Raw genomic sequence first — 24900 nt, forward strand, 5'->3', positions numbered from 1 at the left:
TCGATGGCCGTCACCGCCAGCCCCACTGCGGACCTGCCGCGCCTTGGCATCGTGCTGATGTTGACGGCGTGGCTATTCTTTTCGCTGGTGGATCTTGGGGCCAAGTGGTTGGCGTTGGCGGGCGTGCCGGCATTTCAGTTGGCATTCATGCGCTATGCGGGGCACTTTGTGATCTCTGTGGGCGTGATCGCCAAGGGCGGGATTGAGGCCAGCAGGTTCAAGACCGACCATCCATGGCAGGTCATTAGCCGGGCCTTGCTGCTGATCTCGGCGACCGTTTTCAATTTTTATGCCCTGCGGTTTTTGCCTCTGACCGTCGTGTCAGCAATCATGTTCTCAAGCCCGGTCATCGTGTGTTTTCTGTCCGTCTTCGTTTTGAAAGAACGCGTGGGTCCATGGCGTTGGGCGGCTATTACCCTGGGCTTTCTGGGGGTGTTGGTTGTCGTGCGGCCGTTTGGTTCAGCCTTTCATCCGACCATGCTGTTGATCGTCTACAATGCCACCGCTTTGGCCTTGTACTCGATCATGACGCGCAAGCTGTCCGGGGTTGTTGCCGTGGACACCATGCAATTCTACCTTGGGCTTACCGGGACGGTGGTTCTGCTGCCGTTCGCCATATGGTTTTGGGTCCAGCCAGAAAACACGTGGAGCCTGATTGTACTGATCGGCCTTGGCGTCTTTGGCTGGTGCGGGCATCAACTATTGACGAACGCGCATCGGTTCGGAACGGCGAACCAGTTGATGCCATTCACCTATTCGTTCCTGATCTACGTTGCGATTTGGGGCTATTTGTTCTTTGACACGGTACCGGGCGCATTCACTTTGGCAGGGGCTGCTCTAATCATGACTGCCGGTCTCATCATCTGGAAGAGAGAAAAGAAATGAAGCGAATTGCCTGCATCGGCGAAGCAATGATCGAATTGTCCATGCTGGAAACCGGTGCAAAGGTGGGCGTCGCGGGGGATACGCTGAACACGGCCATCTACATGCACCGCGCCGCTCCTGATCTGCAGGTGGAGTATATGACATGTCTGGGCGACGACCCGTTCTCAGGGCGCATCGCCGGCTTTATCGCCAGTCATGGAATCGGGACATCCGGCATCCGCATCATTCCGAACGCCTCTCCGGGATTATACGCAATCACGACATCTGCGGACGGTGAACGCAGCTTTACCTATTGGCGCAGCGAGGCGGCCGCCCGTCAGCTATTTGCCGATCACGACTTCAGCCCACTTAACGGTTACGACGTGCTGTACTTGTCAGGGATTTCCGTAGCCATTCTTCCGCATTCGGTGAGGCTTGCGCTTCTGGACTGGCTAGAAGGCTCTTCAGTTCGGTTGGTCTATGACAGCAATTTTCGTCCGCGTCTCTGGGACAGCGTCGAACACGCCCGGCAAATCAACCAACGGCTTTGGCAGCGTGCAGATATTGCCCTACCATCTATCGACGATGAGATGGCGCTTTTCGGGGAAAGCACTGATCAGGTGGCGGCACGCTTTGCCGATCATCACGGTGTCGGTGCGTTGAAACGCGGAGAGAATGGTCCTCTGCCCATCGGCCAGAACATTGACCAAACCTATGAGCCTGCCAATAACGTGCTGGATACCACAGCGGCGGGCGACAGTTTCAACGGTGGGTACCTCGCGGCCTTGCTGACGGGAAATTCACAGGCCGAGGCCCTGATGGCTGGACACAATCTGGCTTCCACCGTTGTTCAGTTCCGCGGCGCGATCATTCCCGGATAAGTGGCGCGAGATCCTCAGCACCAATAAGACCCAAGAGCGGTACTACCGGATCTGGCTGCTTGACAGCCGAGGCGATTTCCAACGCGCAAGGATCGGTCAGCGCCCTGCCTTCGGCTGTCTCAGACACGCAATAGGAGATCCAGGCCCGCATCCCCGCGATCACTGCCTGAGAGCCGGTTTCACGGAGTGTGGGAACAAAGCGATACGGCAGCTTCTGGCTGCCATCCATCGCGATTTGGTCCAGACGGTGCGCCAGCTCGGGGTTTTCAAAACGGCGCAACAGAGCCTCGGCATAGTCCGGAGCTTGTGCTTGCAGTGCAGCGGGCAGCGTTGCGCCCACATCCAGCATCAACTCGGCAACCAGCGGGCGCAAAACCCGGTCTCGAACCGCTTCGTGAACGTAGTTCAGGCCTTGTTCCAACCCGGCATAAGCCAAGAGGGAATGGGCACCGTTCAACATGCGCAGCTTTCGCATCTCGTGCGGGGCCACGTCATCGACCAGTTGCACGCCCGGCCAATCCGGATGTGGGCCAACGAAATTGTCCTCGATCACCCACTCCGAGAACGCCTCGGTTGGAACAGCCATAGGATCGCCGCTGATTGCGCGAACGGCGTCCGTGGTAGCCGGGGTGATCCGGTCGACCATCGCGTTGGGAAAGCGAACAGCGTCCCAATTCACGTCCAGACCGGCTGCTTCCGCAAAATCGGCAACTGCCGTTTCGAGCGTTTTGCCGTTTTCCATGCGGTTGTCGCAGCTTAGCACTGTCACTGGCTTGCGCCGTTCCGCAAGGCCAAAAGCTAGAAACCCGATCAGCGTCGCGGGCCCTTGACGCGCCAGATCGGCGACAATCGCTGGGTCCTGAAGGTTCAGCTTGCCCGCGGCGTCCAAGTGATAACCTTTCTCGGTAACGGTTGCCGAAATGATCTCGGCATCCGCCATCACATCAAAAATCTCTGCGCAATCCTTGGGCGCGACCAGAACATCCCGCAGAGCTTTGATGCGCCGGACGCCCTGCCCCTGTACGCACAAATCGTACTCGAAACCTTGTCGCGCCAATCCATCCCGAACCGAGGATGAACGCAGGCTGACGCCGACAACGCCCCATCCGCCCGCATGATCGGTGTAGTCCAGTAAATGCGCCCGGGCGAAGTTTCCAAGGCCGAAGTGAAGAATTGTACCCATCTAGCTTTGCAATCCGTAAACCTGTTTCGCCAGATCGACCGCTAACAACCGCGCCAGATGCTCGGCACTGTCCCGACCGAAATAGCCGCGCGCAACCTGCTGGGCCAGATGAATCGCCACCCCCCGTCGCCACAGGTCGTGACGTGCAGGAATGGACAGAAAAGCCCGCGTGTCGTCATTGAATCCGGCCAGATTGTAATATCCGGACGTTTCAACAATCTGATCGAAATACCGCGCTATACCGGCTGGGCTGTCGTGGAACCACCAAGGCGGCCCGATCCTAAGGCACGGCCAATGTCCCGCCATGGGCGCCAGTTCACGGGCATAGGTGCTTTCGTCCAATGTGAAGAGTATGATGCGCAGTTCCGCCGAGTTTCCGACCCGGTTCAAAAGCGCCTCAAGGCCCGTGACCCAATTCATCGCGATTGGAATGTCGGCCCCCTTGTCCCGTCCGAAGTCCCGCATTACCGCGTCGTTGGTGTTGCGCTTGCTGCCAGCATGTATCTGCATGGTCAGACCATCATCGACAGACATCTGCGCCATTTCGATCAGCATATGCCCATAGAACCGGCGAGCATCTTGTTCGGTACCTTCCCGCCGTCTCAGCCGTTGGTACAGCGCATCCGGGTCTTCCAGCCACTCGATCTGAACACGTTCGATACCGTGGTCGGTGGCAGTACATCCCAGTTGGATGAAATAAGCCCGCCGCATTCGCAGCGCGTTGAGGTAACCATCATAGCTGCCCAGATCGCAGCCTGTCAGCTCGGCCAACTTGTTCAGGTTCTGTACGAACTCCGGGTCCGCCCCATCCAAAACCCCGTCTGGGCGGAACGTCGGAACAACGCGCCCGCCCCAACCACTTGTATGAATCTCCCGATGCTCCGCGAGGCCGTCGAGAGCAGAATCCGTGGTGGCCAGAACCTCGATCCCAAACCTGTCGAACAAAGCCCTCGGACGAAATTCGGGTCGCACCAGCTTTTCTGAGATCTTATCATAAATCAGGTCAGCCGTGCGCGAAGACAACTCCTCAGACACGCCCAACGTTTCATGCAGCACGTAGTTCATCCATATCCGAGATGGCGTTCCCAGAAACAGATGCCAGTGCTCGGCAAAGGTGCGAAATACGGCGCGAGGATCCTTCTTTCGCCCCTCTTCCCCAACGCCAAGTTCGGACAAGGGAACGCCCTGCGAATAGAGCATACGAAACACGTAATGGTCGGGAACCACCAGCAGCTCGGCCGGGTTGGGAAACGGCTCATCGGCTGCAAACCACCCCGGATCGCAGTGACCATGCGGAGACACGATCGGCAGGTTCTTGATGCCCAGGTACAGGTCTTCTGCCATGCCATTCAAATTATCGGTCAATTCTTCCTCCGATACTGCTGCCCGCAATTGTTAACACAGTTTTTAATGGTTGCATCTTTCCCGTTCGAACCCGCAGACTGACCGGGTGATCCGGGGGAATGAATGAATATTGCGCTGATTGGTTTGGGGATGGTTTCGGGCACGCATGTGGCTGCCATTCGGGCATCGGACCAAGGCCTCAATCTTGCCGGCGTCCTCGGGCGCAATCCTGAAAAAGCAGCTGAGTTCGCGCAGCGAAACGACACCCGCACATTCAGCTCGGTCGAGGAAATCGCAAACGAACCAGACGTCGACTTTGCGATCATCGCAACCCCGCCTGATCAGCGCACAGAGTTGGTGCGGGTTCTTTCTACCGCTTCGAAACCGATCCTGATGGAAAAGCCCATCGAAAGAACGCTGGACGCCGCGACGGCCATTGTCGAGCAGTGCGAGGTGTCTGGTGTTCCGCTGGGCATAGTCTTTCAGCACCGCGCCCGCGCCGCTTCGCAGGCGCTGAAATCAGCCATTGTACAGGGTGAGTTGGGCGCGATCGCCACGGTGGAAATCCATGTCCCCTGGTGGCGCAATCAGAGCTACTATGACGAGCCAGGTCGCGGCACTTATGCACGCGACGGAGGCGGTGTCATGATTTCGCAGGCAATCCACACGCTTGACCTCGCGATGTGGCTGCTGGGGCCGATCTCGGACATTCAAACCATGATGAGAAAAACTCCGTTGCACGATCTCGAGGCCGAGGATTGGGCAGGTGCAATCTTTGAAATGGATAACGGCGCGGTGGGAACGTTGATGGCAACCACCGCCGTATATCCCGGGGCCGCTGAATCTATCACGATCCAGGGCACGCACGCCAAAGCGCATCTGGAATCAGGTGTTCTGACCTTGACTACTTTCGACGGTCGGAAATCCACGGTTGGCGAAACGTCCGCCACAGGCGGAGGGGCCGATCCCATGGCGTTCACTCATGAATGGCACCAGACGGTTATCGAGGATTTCGCCAAGGCCGTCGCCGGTAGAACGAGGCCGCTGGCCAGCGGACGCAGTGCCCTTTTGACTCACGCCGTCATAGACGCGATGCAGATCGCCAATCGAACCGGCCAGAAAACACGAGTCGCCTCATGAGCCTGACCTGCGTCGCCCTTGGTCTGGACCACCGCCATATCTATGGCATGACGGAAAACATGCGTAAAATCGGCGTGGACTGCGTCGGCTACTGGACACAAGGCGATCCAGAAACGCTGCCGGGCTACGTCAAAAGGTTTCCCAATACTCCGCGGCTGGCCCGATTGGAAGACGCCCTAACCTGCGGGGCGGATCTAGCGCTGATTTCCGCAATTCCGGCAGATAGGGCCGCGTTGACGATCCGCGCTATGCAGAACGGCATGGATGTCATGAGCGACAAGCCGGGCTGCACGACGTTCGAGCAACTCGACCAGATCAAGCGAACGGTCGCGGACACCGGTCGAATCTGGTCGGTAAATTTTTCTGAACGATTTGAAACGCCGGTTAGCACCATGGCGACCGAGTTGGTCGAGGCCGGCGCCATAGGGCGCGTGATCCAAACGGTCGGACTTGGCCCGCACCGATTGAACCGGGCAACCCGGCCGGAGTGGTTTTTTAGGCGTGACCGCTATGGCGGAATTCTGACCGACATTGCCTCGCATCAGATCGATCAGTTCTTGCATTACACAGGTTCGGAAACCGCGGAAATCACAAACGCTTACGTGGCGAACTACGCAAACCCCAAGGATCCCGGGTTGCAGGATTTTGGCGAGGTCAATCTACTAAGCGAGAATGGCACCGGGAACATCCGGGTTGACTGGTTTACGCCGGATGCCCTTCCGAACTGGGGGGATGGTCGTCTGACGATCCTAGGAACCGAAGGCTATATCGAGTTGCGAAAATATGTTGATGTGGGTGGGGCCTCAGGGACAGACCATCTGATCATCGTCAACGGTGAAACCTGCCAAAAGATCGACGCATCTGACGCCGGCCTTCCCTACTTTGCGCGCCTCGCCGATGACATCCGTAACCGGACCGAAACTGCAATGACGCAGACCCACTGCTTTAAGGTCATGGAACTGGCGCTACGTGCGCAGGAAATGGCGGAACGCAGATGATCAACGTTGCGATCCTTGGCGCTGGTATCGGTGCGCAACATCTGAGCGCACTGGAACGGCTTGACCGCGACTTCCGCGTAGCCGCCATGGTCGACCAGAATACGGACCGGATCGAACAGATTCGACAGAACGCGAATTTTCGAGCACTGACCAACATTCAAGACGCGCTGGATGATCCGGCGATTGATGTCATCGACATCTGCCTGCCGCCCCATCTGCATGTACCGACCACCCTTGAGGCACTGGCGGCAGGAAAACACGTTGTCTGCGAAAAGCCTCTTGCGACCTCGATGCAGGATGTGGATCGGATCACGGCAGCCGCACGCAGCGCGGGCAAGCAGGTGTTTCCGGTCTTTCAATACCGGTGGGGCCCGTCACTGGCCCAACTGCGCCACTTACAACGCGCAGGCCTGACCGGAGCGGTCCAAACTGCCGCGCTTGAAACCCATTGGTCCCGAGAGGCGGACTATTACGCGGTGCCGTGGCGAGGAACATGGGCCGGTGAACGCGGCGGCGCGGTTCTGGGCCATGCCATCCACAACCATGATCTGCTGACTCATATCGCGGGCGATATCGCCTGGGTGTCTGCAATGACAACGACGCGGGTCAACCCGATCGAGACGGAAGACTGCGCCGCGATCTGCTTTGGCATGACTTCCGGAGCATTGTGCACAAGCAATATCACACTAGGCGCCGCCACGGACGAAACCCGGCTGCGGTTCGTCTTTGAAAAGGTGACCGCCACCTCTGGCACGGAACCCTATGCCCCGGGCCAAACGCCTTGGACATTCGCCGCGCGGGATCCGGCGGATCAAGCCGCTATCGACGCGGCTCTTGCCGCCGCCGCTGCCGAGCCAACGGGGTTCGAAGGTTTTTTTACCGAAGTCGGCAAAGCGCTGCGGTCCGAGGCAAATTCGGCCGTTACGCTGAAGGATGGCGCTGCGTCCATCGGCCTTGTTACGGCGATTTATCACGCGGCGCGCACCGGGCAGCGCGTTGCCCTTCCCATCAGGCCCGATCACCCACTGTATGAAGGATGGCTGCCATGAAACAATGCTGGCGTTGGTTCGGACCCGAGGATCCGATCGCCCTGGCCGATCTCCATCAAGTCGGGGTTCAGGGAATCGTCACCGCGCTGCATCACATCCCACCCGGACAGCCTTGGGATGAACAGAGCATCGCCGAACGGCAGGCCGTTCTTGCCGCGGCCGGGTACAGTTGGGACGTTGTCGAAAGCCTGCCCGTATCGGAGGCGATCAAGACGCAGTCGGCAGACATGGCCGAGCATCTGCAGGCGTACAAGTCCAGCCTCAGGGCCCTGTCCGTCCGTGGCGTCAAAATTGTTTGCTACAACTTCATGCCGATCCTGGATTGGACGCGCACCGCCCTTCGTGCCCCACAGCCGCATGGCGGAACGGCCATGCTGTTCGACCTGACCGATATTGCAGTTTTTGATATACATATTCTCGAACGTCCGGGCGCGTCCGAAGACTATTCCGGCGACGTCCGCCAAGCGGCCAAGGATCGCTTCATGCGCATGTCGGATGAATCCAAGGCCCAGTTGCAGCACAATGTCACTGCGGGGCTGCCCGGCGCCAACGATCAGTGGAGCGTAGAGGACGTGAGCGGCTTGCTGCAGACATATGCCGAGATAGACCGTGACCGGCTGCGCGCAAACCTCATCGACTTCCTGTCTGAGGTCGCCCCGATAGCCCAAGAATTGGGGGTGCGCTTGTGCTGTCATCCCGATGATCCGCCCTTCTCGTTGCTCGGTCTGCCGCGGGTCATGTCCAGTACCGAGGACTACGGCGCCGTACTGGATGCGGTTGATATGCCCGCGAACGGCGCAACCTTGTGTACCGGATCGCTGGGTGTTTCCCCTGAATTCGATGGGCCGGAGTTCGTTCGCCGGCATGGCGACCGGATTCACTTTGTTCACTTGCGAAACACCCGACGCATCGCGGGGTCAGACAGCCAGAAGCCCGATTTCTATGAGGCTCCGCATCTGGAGGGCGACACTGACATGATCGGAACCATTCGCGAGCTGATGAAAGAACAACGCCGCCGCAAATCTCAAGGGCGGGACGACTGGCAAATTCCGATGCGACCCGACCACGGACAAGAGCTGCTGAGCGATCTGGGCGGACACAGCGCTCCCGGCTATCCGCTGATCGGACGAATGCGCGGGCTGGCAGAATTGCGCGGCATCATGGCGGCGTTTTCCTGACACGTCGGATCAGGCAGTTTCTTTCCGTCCGTAACACTTCTTTGCTTGCCTGTGCGCCGCATTCTTCGTTTACTTGCGGGACGTAAACGGGCAGCGGGGTGTCTTCCGGACTCGCCCGACGTCTGTTCAAGACGCGTGAAACTCCCGCGAAAACCGATGCCTTGGGGCATCATTTTTCGAAACGTCTGCCAGACGGCAACGACGGAAGAACGGGAGGATTCCAAATGAAAACCGCAGGCGTAATCGGTCTTGGCGACATGGGCAGCGGCCTTGCCAAGAACCTGATCAAGAATGGCTTTGAAACATCCGGTTTCGACCTGAGCGTGACACGCATGGCGGCATTTGCCGACATGGGCGGCCGGCCCAAGGACAGCGTGGGGCAAGTCGGTCGTCACGCCGCCACTGTGTTTGTCATGGTGATGAACGGAGATCAGGCCCGCGATGTCATCTTGGGTGAAAACGGGCTGGTTCCGAACATGGCGAAAGGCGGAACGGTCATCCTGTCGGCGACCATTACCCCGGCCGAAGCCCGCGCCATCGGGCAGGATATGGAGGGCTCGGGCATCCACCTAATAGACACCCCTGTCTCGGGTGGGTTCCCCGGCGCGCAGAACGGCACATTGACGATGATGGCTGCCGGTGCTGCGGATGTGCTGGACCAAAACGCCGAAGTCATGCAGGCAGTGTCGGCAACCATTCATCGGGTCGGAGAAAACGCCGGCGACGGGCAAACCGTGAAAGCCTGCCTGCAATCTCTGATCGGATCGATCTTTTCCGCCACATTCGAGGCTGCGGCCCTTGCGGCCAAAGCCGGTGTCAGTGGTCAGGCAATACTTGATGTGTTCTCCTCATCCAGCGCGGGGTGCGGCGTCGTGAATACCGCCCTTGAAAACATCATTGATCGCAAGTTCGAGGCCACCGGTAGCCATATCGCAACCATGCACAAGGACCTGACTATCTCGCTGGCACTGGCCGGTTCGTTGGGCGTTCCAATGCACACAGCGTCATCCGCAATGCAGATCTTTCACGCAGGAAAAACCAAATACCCGAACGGCGACAACTGGGTGTGTACTCAGGTCATCGAAGAGATCGTTGGCGCAGAATTGCATCGCTGAGGGGGGACGAACATGAAACTTGGTGTGATTTGCGACGGCATTTCCCGCGAACTGCGGCATGCCGTGGACGTAATGGACGAATTCGGTCTGGACTATGCAGAGCTTCAGTTCGTTGGAGATACGGAGGTCGGGGACCATTCCCCGCAGGAAATTGCCGAGATCGACGCGCTTTTGCGCGACCGGGGCAAGCCTGTGTCATGTCTGTCGCGCCATATCTTTGCGGGGATGACAGCTGCCAACAGGCCCGGTGACGACCTGCACACCCGACACATGGAAGCCTTGAAACGCGTGATCGACATGGCGCATGTCGTGGGGTCTCCGCTGGTTCGGATCATTACCCAACGAAAAGAGCAGATACTCTGGGGAAAAAACGGCGCCGAGAAGTGGAACGTGGCGCATGGGGTATGGGACTCGATGCCGCCGCTGATCGCGCCGGCGGTTGAACTTGCCAGGGCTGAGGGCGTGACGCTCGTCGTAGAAACCGGAAACGGCACGCTGGTCAATTCCAACTATACAGCCCGAAAACTGATCGACGAGTTGGATGCAAAGGATGCGTTGAAGGTACTTTGGGACCCCGGAAACAACTGCTGGTGCCATGAACTGGCATACCCGGACGGTTACGAAGAACTGCGCGGCGGCTATTTAGGTCACATTCACATCAAGGACGTAAAGGTCGACACGCCACGGGCAACGCTGGAAGTGCGCCGTATGGGGGAAGGTCAGCTTGCGCCTCTGTTCCAACCCATCGCGGACGCGCTCAGATCCGACGGCTATGATGGCGTCATTTCTTTCGAGAGCGTTTATCATCCCGGCAACGGAAACTTCGAAGATGGGTTTCGTCTGTGTGTGGACAGGTTCAAAAGCCTGTTCGCATGAATGAAGCGCCATTGTACTTTACAAATCATATACTTAAGCCTCAAAGTTGAATGCCGAATGGGGTGCGGAAAGCTGGGCGCATTCGCGCAAAATCAAGGAAAGGATCTGATGGATGAAGCAAGAGTTTTTTGAGCTGTCCATTGAAACGCCCGGCAAATCCCTCACCGACATCAGCGGGGTGGTTCAGGGTGCGGTGTCTGACCATGAACTTGGCTCGGGCCTGCTGACCCTTTGGTGCGTCCACACCGGTGCCGCGCTGTTGGTTCAGGCCAATGCCGATCCCGAGGTGGTCAAGGATATCGAGACGTTCTTCGAAGAACTGGTCCCCAAATCATCAGGCAAATATCACCATCGCCCGAGCGAAGACGACAACGCGCCATCGCATTTGCGGGCGCTGTTGACGCAAACGCAGGTGTCCATCCCGGTCGAACAGGGGCAGCTTCCGCTGGGCCGCGTACAAAGCCTGTATCTCTTCGAACATCGCGAGGCACCCAAGACACGACGATTGAAGGTGCACTACATCGGGACGTGATGCCTTGGGTCACATGGAGAGTTGACGGTGTTACCGCCCCATCCAGCCCCCGTCGACAACAAGGATTTCACCGTTGACGTAGTCCGACGCTGCAGAAGCCAAAAAGACTACAGGTCCGGCAAAATCACCAGGCGTACCCCAACGGCCTTGGGGTGTTCGTTCCAGAATCGACTTTGATCGGACCGGATCGTCCTGCAGGGCTTGGGTATTGTCGGTCGCGATGTAGCCGGGGGCGATTGCATTCACGTTCACACCCTGCCCGGCCCACTCATTGGCCAGGGCCTTCGTCAGCTGTCCAATCCCACCTTTCGAGGCCGCATATCCGGGAACGGTGATGCCGCCCTGAAACGTCAGCAGCGAGGCGGTGAAGATGATCTTGCCCGAGCCGCGCGCCAGCATGTCCTTGCCGATCTCGCGAGACAGAACGAACTGCGAGGACAGGTTCACCTCGATCACTTCGTCCCACCAGTCGTCCGGGTGTTCAGTGGCGGGTTTTCGTTTGATCGTGCCGGCATTGTTGACAAGGATATCAGGAGTTTGTCCGTCGGCCCTCAACTGATCAATGAACGCATGAAGCGCAGCGCGATCCGAGAAGTCGCATTGGTAAGCCCGGAAACTGCGTCCCATCGCTGTCACGGCTTTTTCGACATCCGCCCCGGACAGCTCAAGCGAGGCGGACACTCCGATTATATCGGCTCCAGCCGATGCCAAGGCCTCGGCCATTCCGCGCCCGATACCGCGTTTGCACCCAGTCACAAGGGCCGTCGTTCCCGTCAGGTCGAAACTTTTCAAAACACTCATGAACGCGGTCCTACTTCGATCAGGCTTTTCATTGCGGTTGGGCTGCGATCCAGTGCTTCGAACGCGGCCTGGATGTCTGCCAGAGGGCTGACGTCAGTAATCACAACATCCGCGTCCACTCCGCCCGAGGCGACAACTGCAATGGCTTTCTCGTAATCCTCTGGCTCATAGACCCGAGCACCGATCAGTTGCAGCTCTCGCCAGAAGAACTGGAACAGGTCTATCTGGGGCTTTTGTGCATGGATCGCGACCATCACGATCCGGGCCCGAGTCGCGGCAACGGCGGTCATCGCATTAACTCCGGGCTGCGTTCCCGACACCTCGAAAACCACATCTGCGCCTTTGTCGCCCGTGCGCGCGTTGATTGTGGACACCAGGTCGGTTTCGATTGGGTTTATCGTGTCAAAACCAAGTTTTTCAGCAATCGCAAGACGGTTCGGATTCACTTCGGAAATCACGACATTTCCACCCGCATCCCGCGCAACCATGGCAACCAGGATGCCGATCGGGCCGCCGCCGATAACGACAACGTCCTCGCCAGGTTGCAGGCCAGACAGCCGCACATCGTGGCAGGCAACGGCGACCGGCTCGATCAGCGCCGCGTGATCCATGCGCAAGTCGTCTGGCAGAATGTGCAACGTATGGGCCGGAACGGTCCAGATCTCTTGCATGGCGCCATCGGTGTCGAGGCCGAGAAATTTGAGATTTTGGCAGATATGCTGATGCCCCCGCTTGCAGGCCGGGCATTCGCCACAATGATCAAGCGGCCGGACAACGACCTTCTGGCCGGGTTGGACCGTATGCACCCCCTCGCCCACTGCTTCAACGACACCAGACATCTCGTGCCCGATCACCCGGTTTAGACCGACACGGGCATCCATGTTGCCGTGGTAGACGTGCATATCCGTCCCGCAAATCCCACAATAGGCAACGCGAACGGCAGCCTCGCCGGGGCCCGGATCCGTCGCTTGGGCTTGCTGTACAGCAAAGCTCTTGTTGCCCCTGTAGTATGCCGCACAGATCGTCTCGGTTGTCATGTATGCATCTCCATGTGTTCCGCATTCAGTTTGTCCCAGTCGAATTCCACTCCGGTTCCCGGTGTATCCGGGGCCACGGCCATACAGTCTTCCACAACCAGCGGACGGGTCGTGTACTGATCTATCGGGAATGAGTGTACTTCTAGCCACCCTGCGTTGGGTTGCGCGGCAACAAGGCTGACGTGCAGCTCCTGAATCCCATGACTGCAAACCGGAATGTCGTGCTGTGCGCTCAGCGCGGCCACGCGCAACCAGCCGGTGATCCCGCCGCAATTTGAAGCATCGGGCTGGATGAAACTCAGCTTCGCGTCATCAAAGGCGTACTCGAATTCGTGAATCGTGTGCAGGTTTTCACCCATAGCAAGGGGCACACCCGTGGCTTCGGCAATTCGGCCATAGCCTTTGTAATCGTCTGGAATTGTCGGTTCCTCGAACCACAGGATATCGCAGTCGGCGAACCCTCGGGCTGCCACGATGGCCTGCTCGACGCTCATGGAGTAATTCGCGTCAACCATGAAGAACCGGTCCGGCCCCAACATTTCGCGCACCGCCCGGGCCCGCGCCAGATCATCGGCCAGATCCGGTTGACCGACCTTGATCTTGACCGCGTTGAACCCACGCGCAAGGTAGCCTTCGGTCTGACGCAGCAGTTTCTCCAACGAGAAATTCAGGTCGATCCCGCCGGCATAGGCCTTGCACCTTTTCGACGCTCCACCGGCCATCTGCCACAATGGCGCATTCTGCGTTCTGCCGCGAATATCCCACAGTGCAATATCCACGGCCGAGATGGCAAACGAGGCGATCCCGCCCCGTGCGACGTAGTGCACGTGCCACTGCATGGCATCGTACAGGCTTTCGATCTGTTCGGCGTCTTGTCCAACAAGGAACGGTGACAGGTCATGCTTGATCATCGCCAGAATGGCGTGACCACCCTTGCCCCCGGTATAGGTATACCCGACCCCCTCGACCCCATCCGAGGTTTGAATGGTGACCGTGATCAATTGAAAAAACGTGTGATCCCCATGTTTGGCGTCGACCAGGACCTCTGCGAGCGGAACGTTGAACAGCCGCGCTGATACACTTTCTATGCGATTCATTAACCCAAGACCTTCTGCTGCCTGGCAATAACCCGAGACTGTAAAAGGATGACCGCAAATAGAAAGCCTCCACGTATGACCATTTGCCAATAGGCACTGAAACTGATGGTGCCCTGACCGTTTTCAAAGTTTAGAACGTTGAAAACCAGCCCCAGCAACAACGCGCCGGCGACCGTCGCAGGGATCGATCCCATCCCACCCGTCAACAAAGTGCCGCCTACAACCACGGAAGCGATAGCTGACAATTCCCATCCGATGCCTTCAAGGGGTTGCCCAGCTCCAAAACCCGAGGCCAGAAAGACTCCGGCCAGCCCCGCACAGCCACCCGACAGCAGGTAGACAAAAGCCTTGGCGCGATTGACCTTCAGGCCCATGAGGTTCGAGGCATCCTCGCTGCCACCGATCGCCAAGACGGTCCGCCCGATGGTGGTTCTTTCCAGCACCAGCCAAAGTGCCAGCGTCAGTCCGGCCACGATGACGATTGCCCATGGAAACAGACCAAACGCCTGCCCCATGCCAAGCTTGGTGAAGTTCGACCCCCAATCAACCGAAATTGTCTGGGCGCCCGAAATCACCAATGCGCCGCCTTTTGCGGCAAGCATGGTCGCCAGTGTGGCGATGAAGGGCGGAATCCGAAGGATGATGATGCAAAAGGCGTTGATCGCTCCGAAGCCCACCCCGGCAAGCACGGCCCCCGGCAGCGCAACCTGAATCCCGTATGGGCTGAGATAAGCCGCAACAACCGACGTAAAGGCCGCAACGGATCCAACCGACAGATCAATCCCGCCGGTCATGATCACAAAACACATACCCAGCGCAATCGCGATGAACATCGCGTTGTAGTTCAGGAAAGACGAGAAATTGTAGGCGCTACCAAAGTTGTCATAGCGCATCAGCCCAAACAGGATCAAAGCCAGTAGTGCGATCCACACCGTCACCGAAGCCGAATTGCGCCGAAGGTACTTTCGCAGGTCAAAAGCCGTTTCATCCAACATCGATCAAGCCCTCCGAAACTGCTGGACCCAGACGGCCAGGATAATAATGACCGCTTTGGCGATCAGTGCAACTTCGTCCTCTACCCCGTTGGCCAACAACGTATATTTGACCAATTGGATGATGACGGCTCCCAGTATGGCACCAAAGATCGGCGCCCGCCCGCCTTGCAAAAGAGCCCCGCCAACGACAGCGGCCGCGATGGCGTCAAGCTCCATCAGATTGCCGTTGCGCGCGGCGTCCGAGGCCGAGTTGATCGCAACCACGATCAGACCAGCCAAGCCCGCAAGCGCCGCGCAGATGACATAGGCCCCGATCTTGACCCGCCGGACGGGACCACCGGCCAGATAGGCCGCGCGTTCATTGCCGCCGATCGCCAGCAGGTAGCGGCCCCAAGTGGTTCTGGTGATCACCCAGAACAGCACACAGGCAATGGCCAGCGCCAGCCAACCCTGGAACGGCAAGCCAAGCACCTTGCCGGTTCCAAGATAACTGAATGAAGGGTTTGAAAATGTCTGCAGGTTGCCATTCGTCAAAACCTGGGCAATACCGCGACCCGAGATGAAAAGAATGAGCGTCGCAATAATGGGCTGCACGTTCAACACGGCAACCATCACGCCGTTGAATACCCCGCATAAACCCGCGACGAACAGTGGCAGGACAATGGCCAAAATGACGCCAAGCATCGGATTGGCGGCGCCCAGATCCGACAGAAAGATCAGCGGGGCCAACGCCCCCGCCAGAGCCATGACAGCGCCAACCGACAGATCAATTCCACCCGTGGCGATGACCAGCGTCATACCCATGGCCACGATGGCGATCGTGGCAACCTGGCTGATATTCACGAACAGGGTCTGCATCTGCAGGAAATTGGGGGTGAAAAACGCGTTGAACACCAGCAGGGCGACCAACGCGGCGATGCCGCCATGAAAGCGGAAGGGTATCGATGCGACCCGTTGCGGCAACTTCATTGCGCGGTCCATGAACCAGTTCCTTCTTCATGATGCGCAAGCGCGCGCACCAGTATGTTCTCCGTAATCCCGGGGTTGGTCAGTTCCTTGACCGAGCGCCCCTCGTGCATGACCACGATGCGGTCGGCGCCTTCCACCAGCTCTTCGAATTCCGAACTGATAAGAACGACGCCGAACCCCTTTTCGACATACGACCGAATGAACGATTGGATCTCTCGCTTGGCGCCGACATCCACGCCTCGGGTCGGCTCGTCGAGTATCAGGATGTCGGGCTGCGTTGCCAGCCAACGGGCAAGCAGCACCTTTTGCTGGTTGCCGCCAGACAGCTCACGAATGGGTTGGTCCATATGCGCCGCCTTGATGCCCAGATCGTCGATGAAGGCTTGAACGATCTCTCGCTCGCGGGCAAAATCGATCTGACCACGGCTGGCCAGTTTCGGCAGTAGGGCCAGCGTCATATTCTCGCGCACGGACATGTCTGGAATGATCCCTTCGGCCTTGCGATCTTCGGTCAGAAAGCCGACGCCGTTTGCGATTGCGTCACCCGGTCCGGATGGTTGTCCAACCGCGCCGTGCAACTCGATCGCACCGCTGCGGGCTCCGTCCACGCCGAACAAAGCGCACGCCGCCTCAGTCCGGCCAGAGCCCAGCAACCCGCCCAACCCAACGATTTCCCCGCGGTGGAGTGTAAAGTCGAAATGCGTCAATCGCGGGCCTGTCGAAACAGAGTCGGCCCGCAAAACGATATCTCCTTTCTTAGCCTTCGCACCTGCAAAGTCCGTGAGTCCGTCTGCCGCGATCTCATCTTTGTTGCGGCCCAGCATGTCCGCGATCATTTCTAATTTGGTCGTGTCTTGGACGGTGCGCGTGCTGACGGTACGCCCGTCTCGCATCGTTGTGACCCGATCGCAGATTTGGAACAGCTCATCGAGGAAATGCGAGACATACAGAACAGACACGCCCTGTTTCTTCAACTCGCGCACCACACCGAACAAAACCTCGACCTCGCTGGCATCCAGCGATGACGTGGGTTCGTCCATGATGACAAGTTTCGCGTCAAGAGAAACAGCCCTCGCAATCGCAACCAACTGCTGGATCGCAGTCGAGAAATTTCCTAGCGGCTCAGTCACGTCAATTTCTATACCAAAGCGCGCAAGAACCTCGCGTGCGCGCCTGTTGCCCTCGCGCCAGTCGACCAAACCGAGACGTTTGGGCTCGTACCCCATGATAATGTTCTCGGTCACTGACCGCAGCGGAACCAGGTTGAGCTCCTGATAGATCGTGGCAATTCCGGATTCCTGCGCTTCGCGCGGGGTGGAAATGCGGCTAGGCCCACGCGCCAAATGGACGTCGCCGGCATCCCGATCGTAAACTCCGGTCAGAACCTTGATCATCGTCGATTTGCCGGCACCGTTCTGACCGATCAGCGCATGAACCTCGCCAAGTGCGATCTCCAGACTGGCCTGGCTCAGTGCCGGTACGCCGGCAAAGGACTTTTCAATTCCTGACATCGAGACGAGCGCATTCATAAGATGTCTTCCTCCGATTGCTTGCAGGCGGCACCGACCTCAGGCCAGCACCACCCACCAGGGAGAATCAATAAGCTTCATCGATGTGATCAGCCGCATTGTCTTTGGTAAAGATGCGATCTTCGACTTTCACCCATTCCGGGATCGTCTCGCCAGCCGCGTATTTCTTCATGATTTCACAAGCCAGAGGACCGAAGAAGGGCGAGCTTTCCACCGTGACCCCCATCTTGCCATCGATGATGGCCTGAAGAGCATCGCGTGTCCCGTCGATCGAAACGATGGTCACATCCTCGCCAGGCTTGCGGCCGGCCAGTTCCAGAGCCTGGATCGCGCCGATCGCCATTTCGTCATTGTGGGCGTAGACCACGTTCACATCGGGGTGCGCCTGCAGCAGGGTTTCCATCACCTGACGACCCATGTCGCGCGCAAAGTCACCGGTCTGAGAAGCCACGATCTCAAAGCGGTCGTCCGCTGTGATCGCGTCGTCGAAACCCTTTTTACGGTCATTTGCAGGTGAAGAACCAGTTGTGCCTTCCAACTGGACGATGACGCCCTTGTCGCCGTCGAAATTTTCCATCAGCCATTGCGCGGCCCGGTTGCCCTGATCAATGAAGTCCGATCCCAGGAATGCTACGAAATGCTCGCCTGGCTTGGCGACGGCCGGATCAACCGAGCGGTCCACGAGAAAAGTCGGAATGCCGGCGGCGCGTGCTTTCATAACCGCCGGAATCAGTGGCTTTTCTTCCCTTGGAGGCAGAAACAGAACGTCGATGCCTTGTGCGATCATGCTGTCCACATCCGCAACCTGCTTGGCCGCAGATCCAGCTGCATCCGTCGCGATAAGGTCCCAGCCGCAGGCCTCGGCCGTGTCATGGAACGATTTGGTCTCGGCAATGCGCCACGGATTGTTCGACTCCATCTGCGCAAAGCCAACTTTGTAGCGCTCCTTCTGCTCAAGCTGTGGCAGATCCTGCGCAATCGCAGTCGTGCCCAACAGCGCACCCGCGACAACCGTCGAGATCAAAAGAGTTCTGCGTTTCATGGTTATTCCTCCTCCATTGGTGCGGTCGCCAACGTTTTGACCGCGAGTTTTAGGTCATGCCCAATTCATGTAAGTCGTCTGTTTCCTCAGATAGCCATCGAAGCCATATGCGCCGTCTTCACCCCCAACCCCGGACATACCCCAACCGGTATGAAATCCCTGCACGGCCTCGCCATTGGAGCGGTTCAGATACAGTTCGCCGAACTTCAAACGGCTCGGGGCCTCCATCAATCGCCGGTGCGATGCCGTAAAGAGATAGGCAGACAGCCCGAATGATGTGTCATTCGCTACGTCTATCGCCTGATCAAAATCATCTACTCGCATGGCTGTTGCCACGGGGCCAAAGACCTCCTCTTGCATCGCGGCATTGCTGTTGTCTGAGACCTCAAGAACCGTCGGGGACATCCAGTGCCCCTTATGGTGCGCCCCGTCCGTCAGGGGCCCACCTGCAAGATGAACCGTGGCGCCTTCGGCGATGCTGCGCTGGATGATCTCGGCGACCTTGGTCACTTCGGCCTTGCTGACTTTGGGACCCAAATCGCAGTCGTCCATCGGTTCCCCGATCGACAAAGCGCGGACCGCGGACACGAATTTTTCCAAGAACTGATCCGCAATGCCGCGATGCAGATACATACGCTCGTTGCAGGTGCAAATCTGGCCGCAATTGGCAAACCGGGCGGCAATGGCGGCCGAAACGGCGGCGTCAATATCCGCATCCTCCATCACGATGAACGGAGCCTTACCGCCAAGCTCGAGCCGGACAACCTTGATCCGGTTGGCCGCGGCGCGAAAAATCTCTTTCCCGGCGCGTGTGCTGCCGGTCATCGTGATCAGTGACGTATCGGGGTGTTCGACCAACCGCTGCCCTACCACCGGCCCCTTGCCTGTCAGAACATTAAGAACACCGGGCGGAAACCCGACCTTGTTGGCAAGCTCGGCGACCGCAAGACCGGATAGCGGCGTGATTTCGTGCCCCAACAGAACTACGGTGTTGCCCGCGACTAGCGCGGGTCCGACCTTCCTGGCGGCCAATGCCAACGGATAGTTCCAGGCCGTCAACGCAACAACAACGCCATAAGGATGACGCCGGATCTGGATTTCCTCGGACTCGTTGTCCGACGCAACTATGTCACCCGAAATCCTCCGGGCCTCTTCAGCCGCATGGCAAAGAAAGGTGACGGCAGCATCCACTTCACCTCGGGCTTGCGAGATCGGCTTGCCCTGCTCGGCGGTGATCAGAGCAGCCAAACGACCGGCGTCGATCCGGACGGCCTCAGCGAGCCTCAGGACCAGTCGAGCCCGCTCGATCGCCGGGCGCGAGGACCACGAGCCAAAAGCCCGATGGGCCGCTTCGACCGCCGCATCCGCGTGAGCGGCGGCGCCATCTGGAACTAGCGCAACGATCTCTTCATTCGCAGGGTTTTCGACAACAACCGTGTCCGCGTCAAGGTCGACAAAGCGGCCATCGATGAACATCGAATGCCGAACGACTTGACCCAACTCCCCCACTACAGACCGCAATTTCGCCTCCCGCGCTTGCTCGGTCAAACCACAATGGCGACCGCACCACCGATCAAAACACTAATATTATTATTTAGTCAACACTAATATTAATTACTATCCGCTAATATTAGTTGCACGTCCTCCGCATAATCGGTAAAAAGGATACGAACAAAAAGGTTGAGCGATGAACGATCAAGCGAACAAGGCCGGACAACACAGGGGTGTAGGACGAGTCGCGGGCCGACAGCGCATAACGATGCACGACATTGCACGCGTCGCTGGATGCTCACAAACGACAGTATCGCTGGTTCTGAACAAGAACGATTCCGTCAAAATCTCCGAGGACACAAAGCAACGAGTCCTGGATGCCGCCAATACGCTTGGATACGCCATGCCCTCTCAACTCAGGAAACCCCAAGACAGCGCGCGCCGACCCTCGGCACTAGACGACACCATCGCTTTTGTCGTGGACGATCTGGCGTCGAGCCCCGAAATGGTAAACGCGTTTAGCGGCGTGAAACAGGCCGTTCGGGACACCGGAAATCTTGTATTGCTGGCAGAAACCCAAAACGACCCAGAGGTCGAACCCAGAACGCTTAAGTATTTCCTCGACCAACAGGTTGCGGGCATCGTTTACGCAACTGTTTTCACCCGGCGGGTGGTCGTTCCGGAAATCCTCACGCAGGCCGCAACCCCGGTTCTGCTGCTAAACTGCTTTTGCGACGACCTCTCGTTTCCTGCGGTGATCCCCGGCGAAGTCGCTGCTGGACATACGGCGACCAACGCCCTGATCAAGGCCGGGCACAAACGAATCGCCACTATCACCGGCGAGCCGTTCATGGAATGCGCCGCGGGACGAACGACCGGGTATAGAAACGCCTTGGCTTCCGCCGACATTCCATTCGACGAGGACTTGGTTGTCGAAGGCAATTGGTTGCCCAGCGCCGGATATGCCGCCACGCGCGAATTGATGGACCTGCCCTCTCCGCCAACCGCCATTTTCTGTCAGAATGACCGCATGGCAATCGGTTGCTATGAGGCACTCAAGGAACTTGGCCTGTCCATCCCCGAGGACATCTCGGTCATCGGATTTGACGATGACGAAACCGCGCGACACCTTTCGCCGCCACTGACCTCGATGATTCTTCCCACCCGGGCGATGGGACGCTGGGTCGTCGAACAGCTATTCCACGGGCCGACGGATGGTCAGAGGCACCCACTCGTGAAGCTTGAATGCGAACTGGTCGAGCGCGACTCGATCAGAGAACCCAAACGCCGGACCTGAAGGCGACATCATGACGGAAACCTTCGATCACATCGTCATCGGCGGCGGCTCAGCCGGTGCCGCAGCCGCCGCCCGACTGGTCAACCAGGGCAAGTGCAGGGTTCTGGTGCTGGAGGCCGGGCATTCGCACCACCATCCATTGCTGGACATGCCGCCGGGTATTTTCAAGATGATCAACGGGTCCAAGTTCATGACCTACCACCAGACCGAACCGCAGGACCACCTGGACGGCCGCGTGCATGAGATTCCGCAGGCCAACGTACTGGGCGGCGGGTCGTCAGTGAATGCGCAGGTCTATATGCGCGGCCGCCCTTCTGACTATGACGCGTGGAACGACCTGCTACGACAGACCAACGACGGGGTCAGCTGGGGATGGGATGATGTGCTGCCCTATTTCCGCAGGATTGAAGACAACAACAGGCTTCATAATTACCTGCATGGCAGCGATGGTCCGGTGCAGGTCTCTGATCCGGGGTATATCGACGACATGTCCCGTTGGTTCGTTCAGTCGGTGCAGGCCCTTGGTGAACCATTCAACACGGACTTCAACGGCGCAACACAGCGCGGTGTCGGGTTCTATCAGTTCACCAATCGCGCTGGAAAGCGCAGCTCGTCAGCCTATGCTTTCCTCGCCCCTCTCGAGACGAACCCGGACTTGACCATACGGCTTGGCGCCACGGTCAGAAAAGTCATCATCGAAAGCGACAAGGCCGTCGGGGTGCAGTATCGCGACAAAGGCGGGTTCCACACCGTCCGGTGTGATGGTGAGGTTATCCTTGCGGCGGGCGCTCTGGTCACGCCGAAAATCCTCATGCTTTCGGGTATCGGACCGGATGCACATCTTGCCGAACACGGTATTCCTGTGTTCTGCCCACTGCCTGGGGTCGGTCAGAACCTGATCGACCACCCCGAAGTTCCCATCACCGCCTTTGCCAACGGTCCATACGGATATTTTAAACAAGGTGATGGCTGGCGGATGCTTCGCAACGGCATACAGTTCAAACTGTTCGGCAGCGGCCCAGTGACTTCGGCCGGGGTCGAAGCTGGTGCCTTCGTCAATCCGTCGGTTCCTGATGGAGAACCGACCATTCAAGCCTTTTGCGTGCCCATCGTCTATCTGGATCGCGACGCGCTGGACGAGGTGCAGGATGACTTTGGCGTGACCGTTACGACCGTCGTGGTCAAACCGAAATCACGCGGAGAGGTTCGGCTTCGCTCGGCCGATCCTCAAGCTATGCCGGTGGTTTCGCCCAACCTTCTGAAGCATGAGGACGACATGCAAGAGATGATCCGGGGGCAGCGGTTCTTTCGTCGGGCATTCACGTCGGGCCCGCTTGCACAAAGGATCCGCGAAATCGTCATTCCGATAGCGGACGACGACCAGACGCTGCGAGCACATTGCAAGAGATTCGTAAAAACCAACTATCACCCGGCGGGCACTGCCAAAATGGGCCGGGACGGCGACGGAATGGCAGTGCTGGACGCCAGAATGCGCGTTCGCGGGATCGAGAGCTTACGGGTGTGCGACATGTCCGCAGTGCCCGACATCAACGCCGGCAACACAAACGCACCTGCCATGATGCTTGGCGAACGATGCGCCGACCTTATCCTTGGCATCGGATCAGTACGCGAGGGACGCAATTCTTATCCGGAACAAAGTTGACGCCACTCGCTAAGAGCGGCGGCGCGGGTCAGCTTGAAGGTGTCTCGGCTGGTGAGCGATCTTTCTTGGTTGAAGTGGTTTTAGACGGAAGAATGAACGGCAGCGAATTTCTGTAAACTTCGCATGCGCCTGAACCGTTGCGTCGCGCGTTCGCGTCGTCGAAACGGAAGAGCGGAAATCGAATATACAGCATCACAGCAAGGCGGATGATCTCGGGACTGGTCTTTAAGTTTTTAAAAGAGGCAGGTTTGGTCATGTGCAAAAACTACGCAACCGCCCTGCCCCGCTCAAGCAATGTTCTTCTGACAAGACCGTGGGCTACTGCTCCGGTGAATACCAAATTGGCGAAATCCATGCTCGTTCTTATATCCACACCGCGACATCCTCAAGGAGCGGCAAGCCGTGGCGGACGGCGTCATACGTCGTCCAGCGTGGAGTTGGTATTTCGATGACGCGCATGTAGTACAGAGCATGTTGGCCAGGATCAAAATCGTCGTCTGTCCAATGACCAAACAACTCCGCAGCTCCGTTTGCGTTACTGTAAGTCGAAGTTTCAGGATCAACCGTATTGCCAATGGGCGGCAGCTTGCCATTCACGTCCGGCACGCGATCTCTTGACCACACTACATCAATGATACGTTCTTGCGGCGATCCGCCCACATCGACCCAACCCTTGATGATTTGTACGCGATCGAGGTTGGCTCCGATCGGATCTTTTAATGCGTGCACCGCGAAATTTGGTGGGCCGTTCAAAGCTGTCAGAGAACCGCCCATCGGCACGCCGTTGGCATAACCGTCCATTACAAGCTTCACGGGATCGTTGTTGCTTTGGAGTATTGCACCGCCAAAGAAACGCGGCTGTATCCTAGGGCCTGATGTGGCGAAGGTTTCGCGGCTTTGCATCGCGTCAAAAATCGCACCAAGTGTGTTCTTGGACGCCCAGACGCCTGCGAGCGAGCCCGGGTTGGCGTCGGGCCAAGCAACCAGCCGTCTATCTCGCCTTCGCGGCGTTGTTCGATAGTACCGTCGGCAACACCATGGCTGCCATTATAAGTCGCCTCATCGACATCACTTGGGGTACCGTTATGATTGTCGGTGCCTCCGATGAAACCAAGTTTCCAAGGGTTCGCACCTAGCTTCTGCTCATAGTCGAGCCCTTTAGTCGCAGCCCAACGGACGAAGCCATCGGTGCGGAAGAAACGTTCGCTGAATGCAGCGATACTCTCTGCATTCTCGAAGTTCGCAAATTCATCGTTAGGCGACACGCCGGGATGGGTTTCGGAATTGCCTTTGATCTGCATCATTTCGATCAACGGCTCCCACTTGGCGCGGCGCTCGGCATATTCGCGCGTGATTGGATTTCCGGCATTGTCGATCGGCTCAAACATCAAGCCTTTGCTTCCGTTGGAATTATGTGGGATGGCCAACGGTGTAGAGCCCGCAGCTTCTTGGTAATGCCCTGGAGCAGATGGGATCTGCGTTGAGAGCATCTCGCCAAGAAATTCTGCATGAACGGAAATGGCCGCAAAATCCAGAGGTCGACCGATTCTGCGCTGCACGTTGTTTACCGAGACAGGTTGACCCTTCGCGAAGCGATACGCGTCCGAAGGTGTCAGGCGTGCACTTCCAATGAAGGCATCAAGTGAAAACGAAGTATATACATGAGTTTCGCCGAAGTAAGCGTTCTTGATCGGGTTCTCAGGCACCATGGCTGAGCAGCCTCATCTGACTGGTCAGCGTGACCCACGCACCTGATTGGTCCGAACAGGAACGCCTGTTCGGCTTCTGACATCTCCAAGTCCTTCGTCCCTGCTACAAG

At 58.0% G+C, this 24900-nt stretch carries 23 protein-coding genes and 1 pseudogene; 11 read left to right on the top strand and 13 right to left on the bottom strand.

What is annotated here, in order from left to right:
- The first annotated feature begins 3 nt into the window (after positions 1-3).
- Both AC2FIZ_RS05650 and AC2FIZ_RS05655 read left to right on the top strand, forming a co-directional pair.
- Positions 4-885, top strand: coding sequence for a DMT family transporter (locus AC2FIZ_RS05650; RefSeq protein WP_281994842.1), 882 nt, complete (start codon positions 4-6; stop codon positions 883-885).
- Positions 882-1745, top strand: a complete 864-nt coding sequence (locus AC2FIZ_RS05655) for a sugar kinase (protein ID WP_496790717.1) — start codon at positions 882-884, stop codon at positions 1743-1745. The genes AC2FIZ_RS05650 and AC2FIZ_RS05655 overlap by 4 nt, the downstream gene beginning before the upstream one ends.
- Here the strand turns inward: AC2FIZ_RS05655 and AC2FIZ_RS05660 are convergent.
- Together AC2FIZ_RS05660 and uxaC are read right to left on the bottom strand one after the other, a co-directional pair.
- Positions 1732-2928, bottom strand: a complete 1197-nt coding sequence (locus AC2FIZ_RS05660; protein WP_281994844.1) for a mannitol dehydrogenase family protein — start codon at positions 2926-2928, stop codon at positions 1732-1734. The genes AC2FIZ_RS05655 and AC2FIZ_RS05660 overlap by 14 nt on opposite strands.
- Entirely contained in the window at positions 2929-4272 is a 1344-nt protein-coding gene (uxaC, locus tag AC2FIZ_RS05665; protein WP_496790843.1) for a glucuronate isomerase, read from the bottom strand.
- Positions 4273-4395: 123 nt separating this feature from the next.
- Here uxaC and AC2FIZ_RS05670 point away from each other — a divergent pair, with 123 nt between their 5' ends.
- The 7 genes from AC2FIZ_RS05670 (at position 4396) to AC2FIZ_RS05700 (ending at position 11160) form a co-directional block, all read left to right on the top strand.
- A complete protein-coding gene (locus tag AC2FIZ_RS05670) occupies positions 4396-5412 on the top strand; it encodes a Gfo/Idh/MocA family protein (protein ID WP_496790718.1) in 1017 nt (338 codons plus the stop codon).
- Entirely contained in the window at positions 5409-6410 is a 1002-nt protein-coding gene (locus AC2FIZ_RS05675) for a Gfo/Idh/MocA family protein (protein ID WP_281994846.1), read from the top strand. Before AC2FIZ_RS05670 ends, AC2FIZ_RS05675 begins: the two co-directional genes overlap by 4 nt.
- Positions 6407-7459 carry a Gfo/Idh/MocA family protein gene (locus AC2FIZ_RS05680; RefSeq protein WP_281994847.1) on the top strand — a complete coding sequence of 351 codons (1053 nt, stop codon included), beginning with the start codon at positions 6407-6409 and terminating at the stop codon, positions 7457-7459. The genes AC2FIZ_RS05675 and AC2FIZ_RS05680 overlap by 4 nt, the downstream gene beginning before the upstream one ends.
- Positions 7456-8637: a mannonate dehydratase gene (uxuA, locus tag AC2FIZ_RS05685; protein WP_496790719.1), complete on the top strand. Its 1182-nt coding sequence runs from the start codon at positions 7456-7458 to the stop codon at positions 8635-8637. The genes AC2FIZ_RS05680 and uxuA overlap by 4 nt, the downstream gene beginning before the upstream one ends.
- A gap of 224 nt (positions 8638-8861) precedes the next feature.
- Positions 8862-9752, top strand: a complete 891-nt coding sequence (locus tag AC2FIZ_RS05690; protein ID WP_281994849.1) for an NAD(P)-dependent oxidoreductase — start codon at positions 8862-8864, stop codon at positions 9750-9752.
- A 12-nt stretch (positions 9753-9764) separates the two neighbouring features.
- Positions 9765-10628 (top strand): sugar phosphate isomerase/epimerase family protein, encoded by an 864-nt coding sequence (locus AC2FIZ_RS05695; RefSeq protein ID WP_496790721.1) that lies wholly within the window; start codon positions 9765-9767, stop codon positions 10626-10628.
- A gap of 112 nt (positions 10629-10740) precedes the next feature.
- Complete coding sequence (locus AC2FIZ_RS05700) at positions 10741-11160, top strand: secondary thiamine-phosphate synthase enzyme YjbQ (RefSeq protein WP_271946117.1); 420 nt, start codon at positions 10741-10743, stop codon at positions 11158-11160.
- Positions 11161-11190: 30 nt separating this feature from the next.
- On the opposite strand, the gene AC2FIZ_RS05705 is transcribed toward AC2FIZ_RS05700, so the two are convergent.
- The 8 genes from AC2FIZ_RS05705 to AC2FIZ_RS05740 form a co-directional block, all read right to left on the bottom strand.
- Positions 11191-11961: an SDR family oxidoreductase gene (locus tag AC2FIZ_RS05705; RefSeq protein WP_142634800.1), complete on the bottom strand. Its 771-nt coding sequence runs from the start codon at positions 11959-11961 to the stop codon at positions 11191-11193.
- Positions 11958-12998 carry a zinc-dependent alcohol dehydrogenase gene (locus AC2FIZ_RS05710; RefSeq protein ID WP_496790722.1) on the bottom strand — a complete coding sequence of 347 codons (1041 nt, stop codon included), beginning with the start codon at positions 12996-12998 and terminating at the stop codon, positions 11958-11960. The genes AC2FIZ_RS05705 and AC2FIZ_RS05710 overlap by 4 nt, the downstream gene beginning before the upstream one ends.
- On the bottom strand, positions 12995-14095 hold the full coding sequence (locus AC2FIZ_RS05715) for a mandelate racemase/muconate lactonizing enzyme family protein (protein WP_496790724.1): 1101 nt from the start codon (positions 14093-14095) through the stop codon (positions 12995-12997). The genes AC2FIZ_RS05710 and AC2FIZ_RS05715 overlap by 4 nt, the downstream gene beginning before the upstream one ends.
- Positions 14095-15090: an ABC transporter permease gene (locus AC2FIZ_RS05720; RefSeq protein ID WP_170403549.1), complete on the bottom strand. Its 996-nt coding sequence runs from the start codon at positions 15088-15090 to the stop codon at positions 14095-14097. The genes AC2FIZ_RS05715 and AC2FIZ_RS05720 overlap by 1 nt, the downstream gene beginning before the upstream one ends.
- A gap of 3 nt (positions 15091-15093) precedes the next feature.
- A complete protein-coding gene (locus tag AC2FIZ_RS05725; RefSeq protein WP_281994852.1) occupies positions 15094-16071 on the bottom strand; it encodes an ABC transporter permease in 978 nt (325 codons plus the stop codon).
- Positions 16056-17588: a sugar ABC transporter ATP-binding protein gene (locus AC2FIZ_RS05730; protein ID WP_496790725.1), complete on the bottom strand. Its 1533-nt coding sequence runs from the start codon at positions 17586-17588 to the stop codon at positions 16056-16058. The genes AC2FIZ_RS05725 and AC2FIZ_RS05730 overlap by 16 nt, the downstream gene beginning before the upstream one ends.
- Before the next feature lie 67 nt (positions 17589-17655).
- The gene (locus AC2FIZ_RS05735) at positions 17656-18630 is read right to left on the bottom strand and encodes an ABC transporter substrate-binding protein (protein WP_281994854.1); all 975 of its coding nucleotides are present in this window, start codon (positions 18628-18630) and stop codon (positions 17656-17658) included.
- Between the two features lie 54 nt (positions 18631-18684).
- Entirely contained in the window at positions 18685-20151 is a 1467-nt protein-coding gene (locus tag AC2FIZ_RS05740) for an aldehyde dehydrogenase family protein (protein ID WP_221929474.1), read from the bottom strand.
- Positions 20152-20317: 166 nt separating this feature from the next.
- Between AC2FIZ_RS05740 and AC2FIZ_RS05745 the strand changes: the two genes are divergently transcribed.
- Positions 20318-21418, top strand: a complete 1101-nt coding sequence (locus AC2FIZ_RS05745; RefSeq protein WP_246097150.1) for a LacI family DNA-binding transcriptional regulator — start codon at positions 20318-20320, stop codon at positions 21416-21418.
- Between the two features lie 10 nt (positions 21419-21428).
- Complete coding sequence (locus AC2FIZ_RS05750; protein WP_496790728.1) at positions 21429-23081, top strand: GMC family oxidoreductase; 1653 nt, start codon at positions 21429-21431, stop codon at positions 23079-23081.
- Here AC2FIZ_RS05750 and AC2FIZ_RS05755 read toward each other — a convergent pair.
- The 3 genes and pseudogenes from AC2FIZ_RS05755 to AC2FIZ_RS05765 all read right to left on the bottom strand — a co-directional run.
- A pseudogene (locus AC2FIZ_RS05755) lies at positions 23063-23257 on the bottom strand (IS6 family transposase); the annotation flags it as partial. The gene AC2FIZ_RS05750 and the pseudogene AC2FIZ_RS05755 sit on opposite strands and share 19 nt — an antisense overlap.
- 187 nt (positions 23258-23444) lie before the next feature.
- Complete coding sequence (locus AC2FIZ_RS05760; protein WP_345742122.1) at positions 23445-23996, bottom strand: DUF3604 domain-containing protein; 552 nt, start codon at positions 23994-23996, stop codon at positions 23445-23447.
- Positions 23891-24790 carry a DUF3604 domain-containing protein gene (locus tag AC2FIZ_RS05765; RefSeq protein ID WP_496790730.1) on the bottom strand — a complete coding sequence of 300 codons (900 nt, stop codon included), beginning with the start codon at positions 24788-24790 and terminating at the stop codon, positions 23891-23893. The genes AC2FIZ_RS05760 and AC2FIZ_RS05765 overlap by 106 nt, the downstream gene beginning before the upstream one ends.
- Between the last annotated feature and the right edge of the window lie 110 nt (positions 24791-24900).

It is taken from the genome of Ruegeria sp. CDSB022, assembly GCF_059611145.1.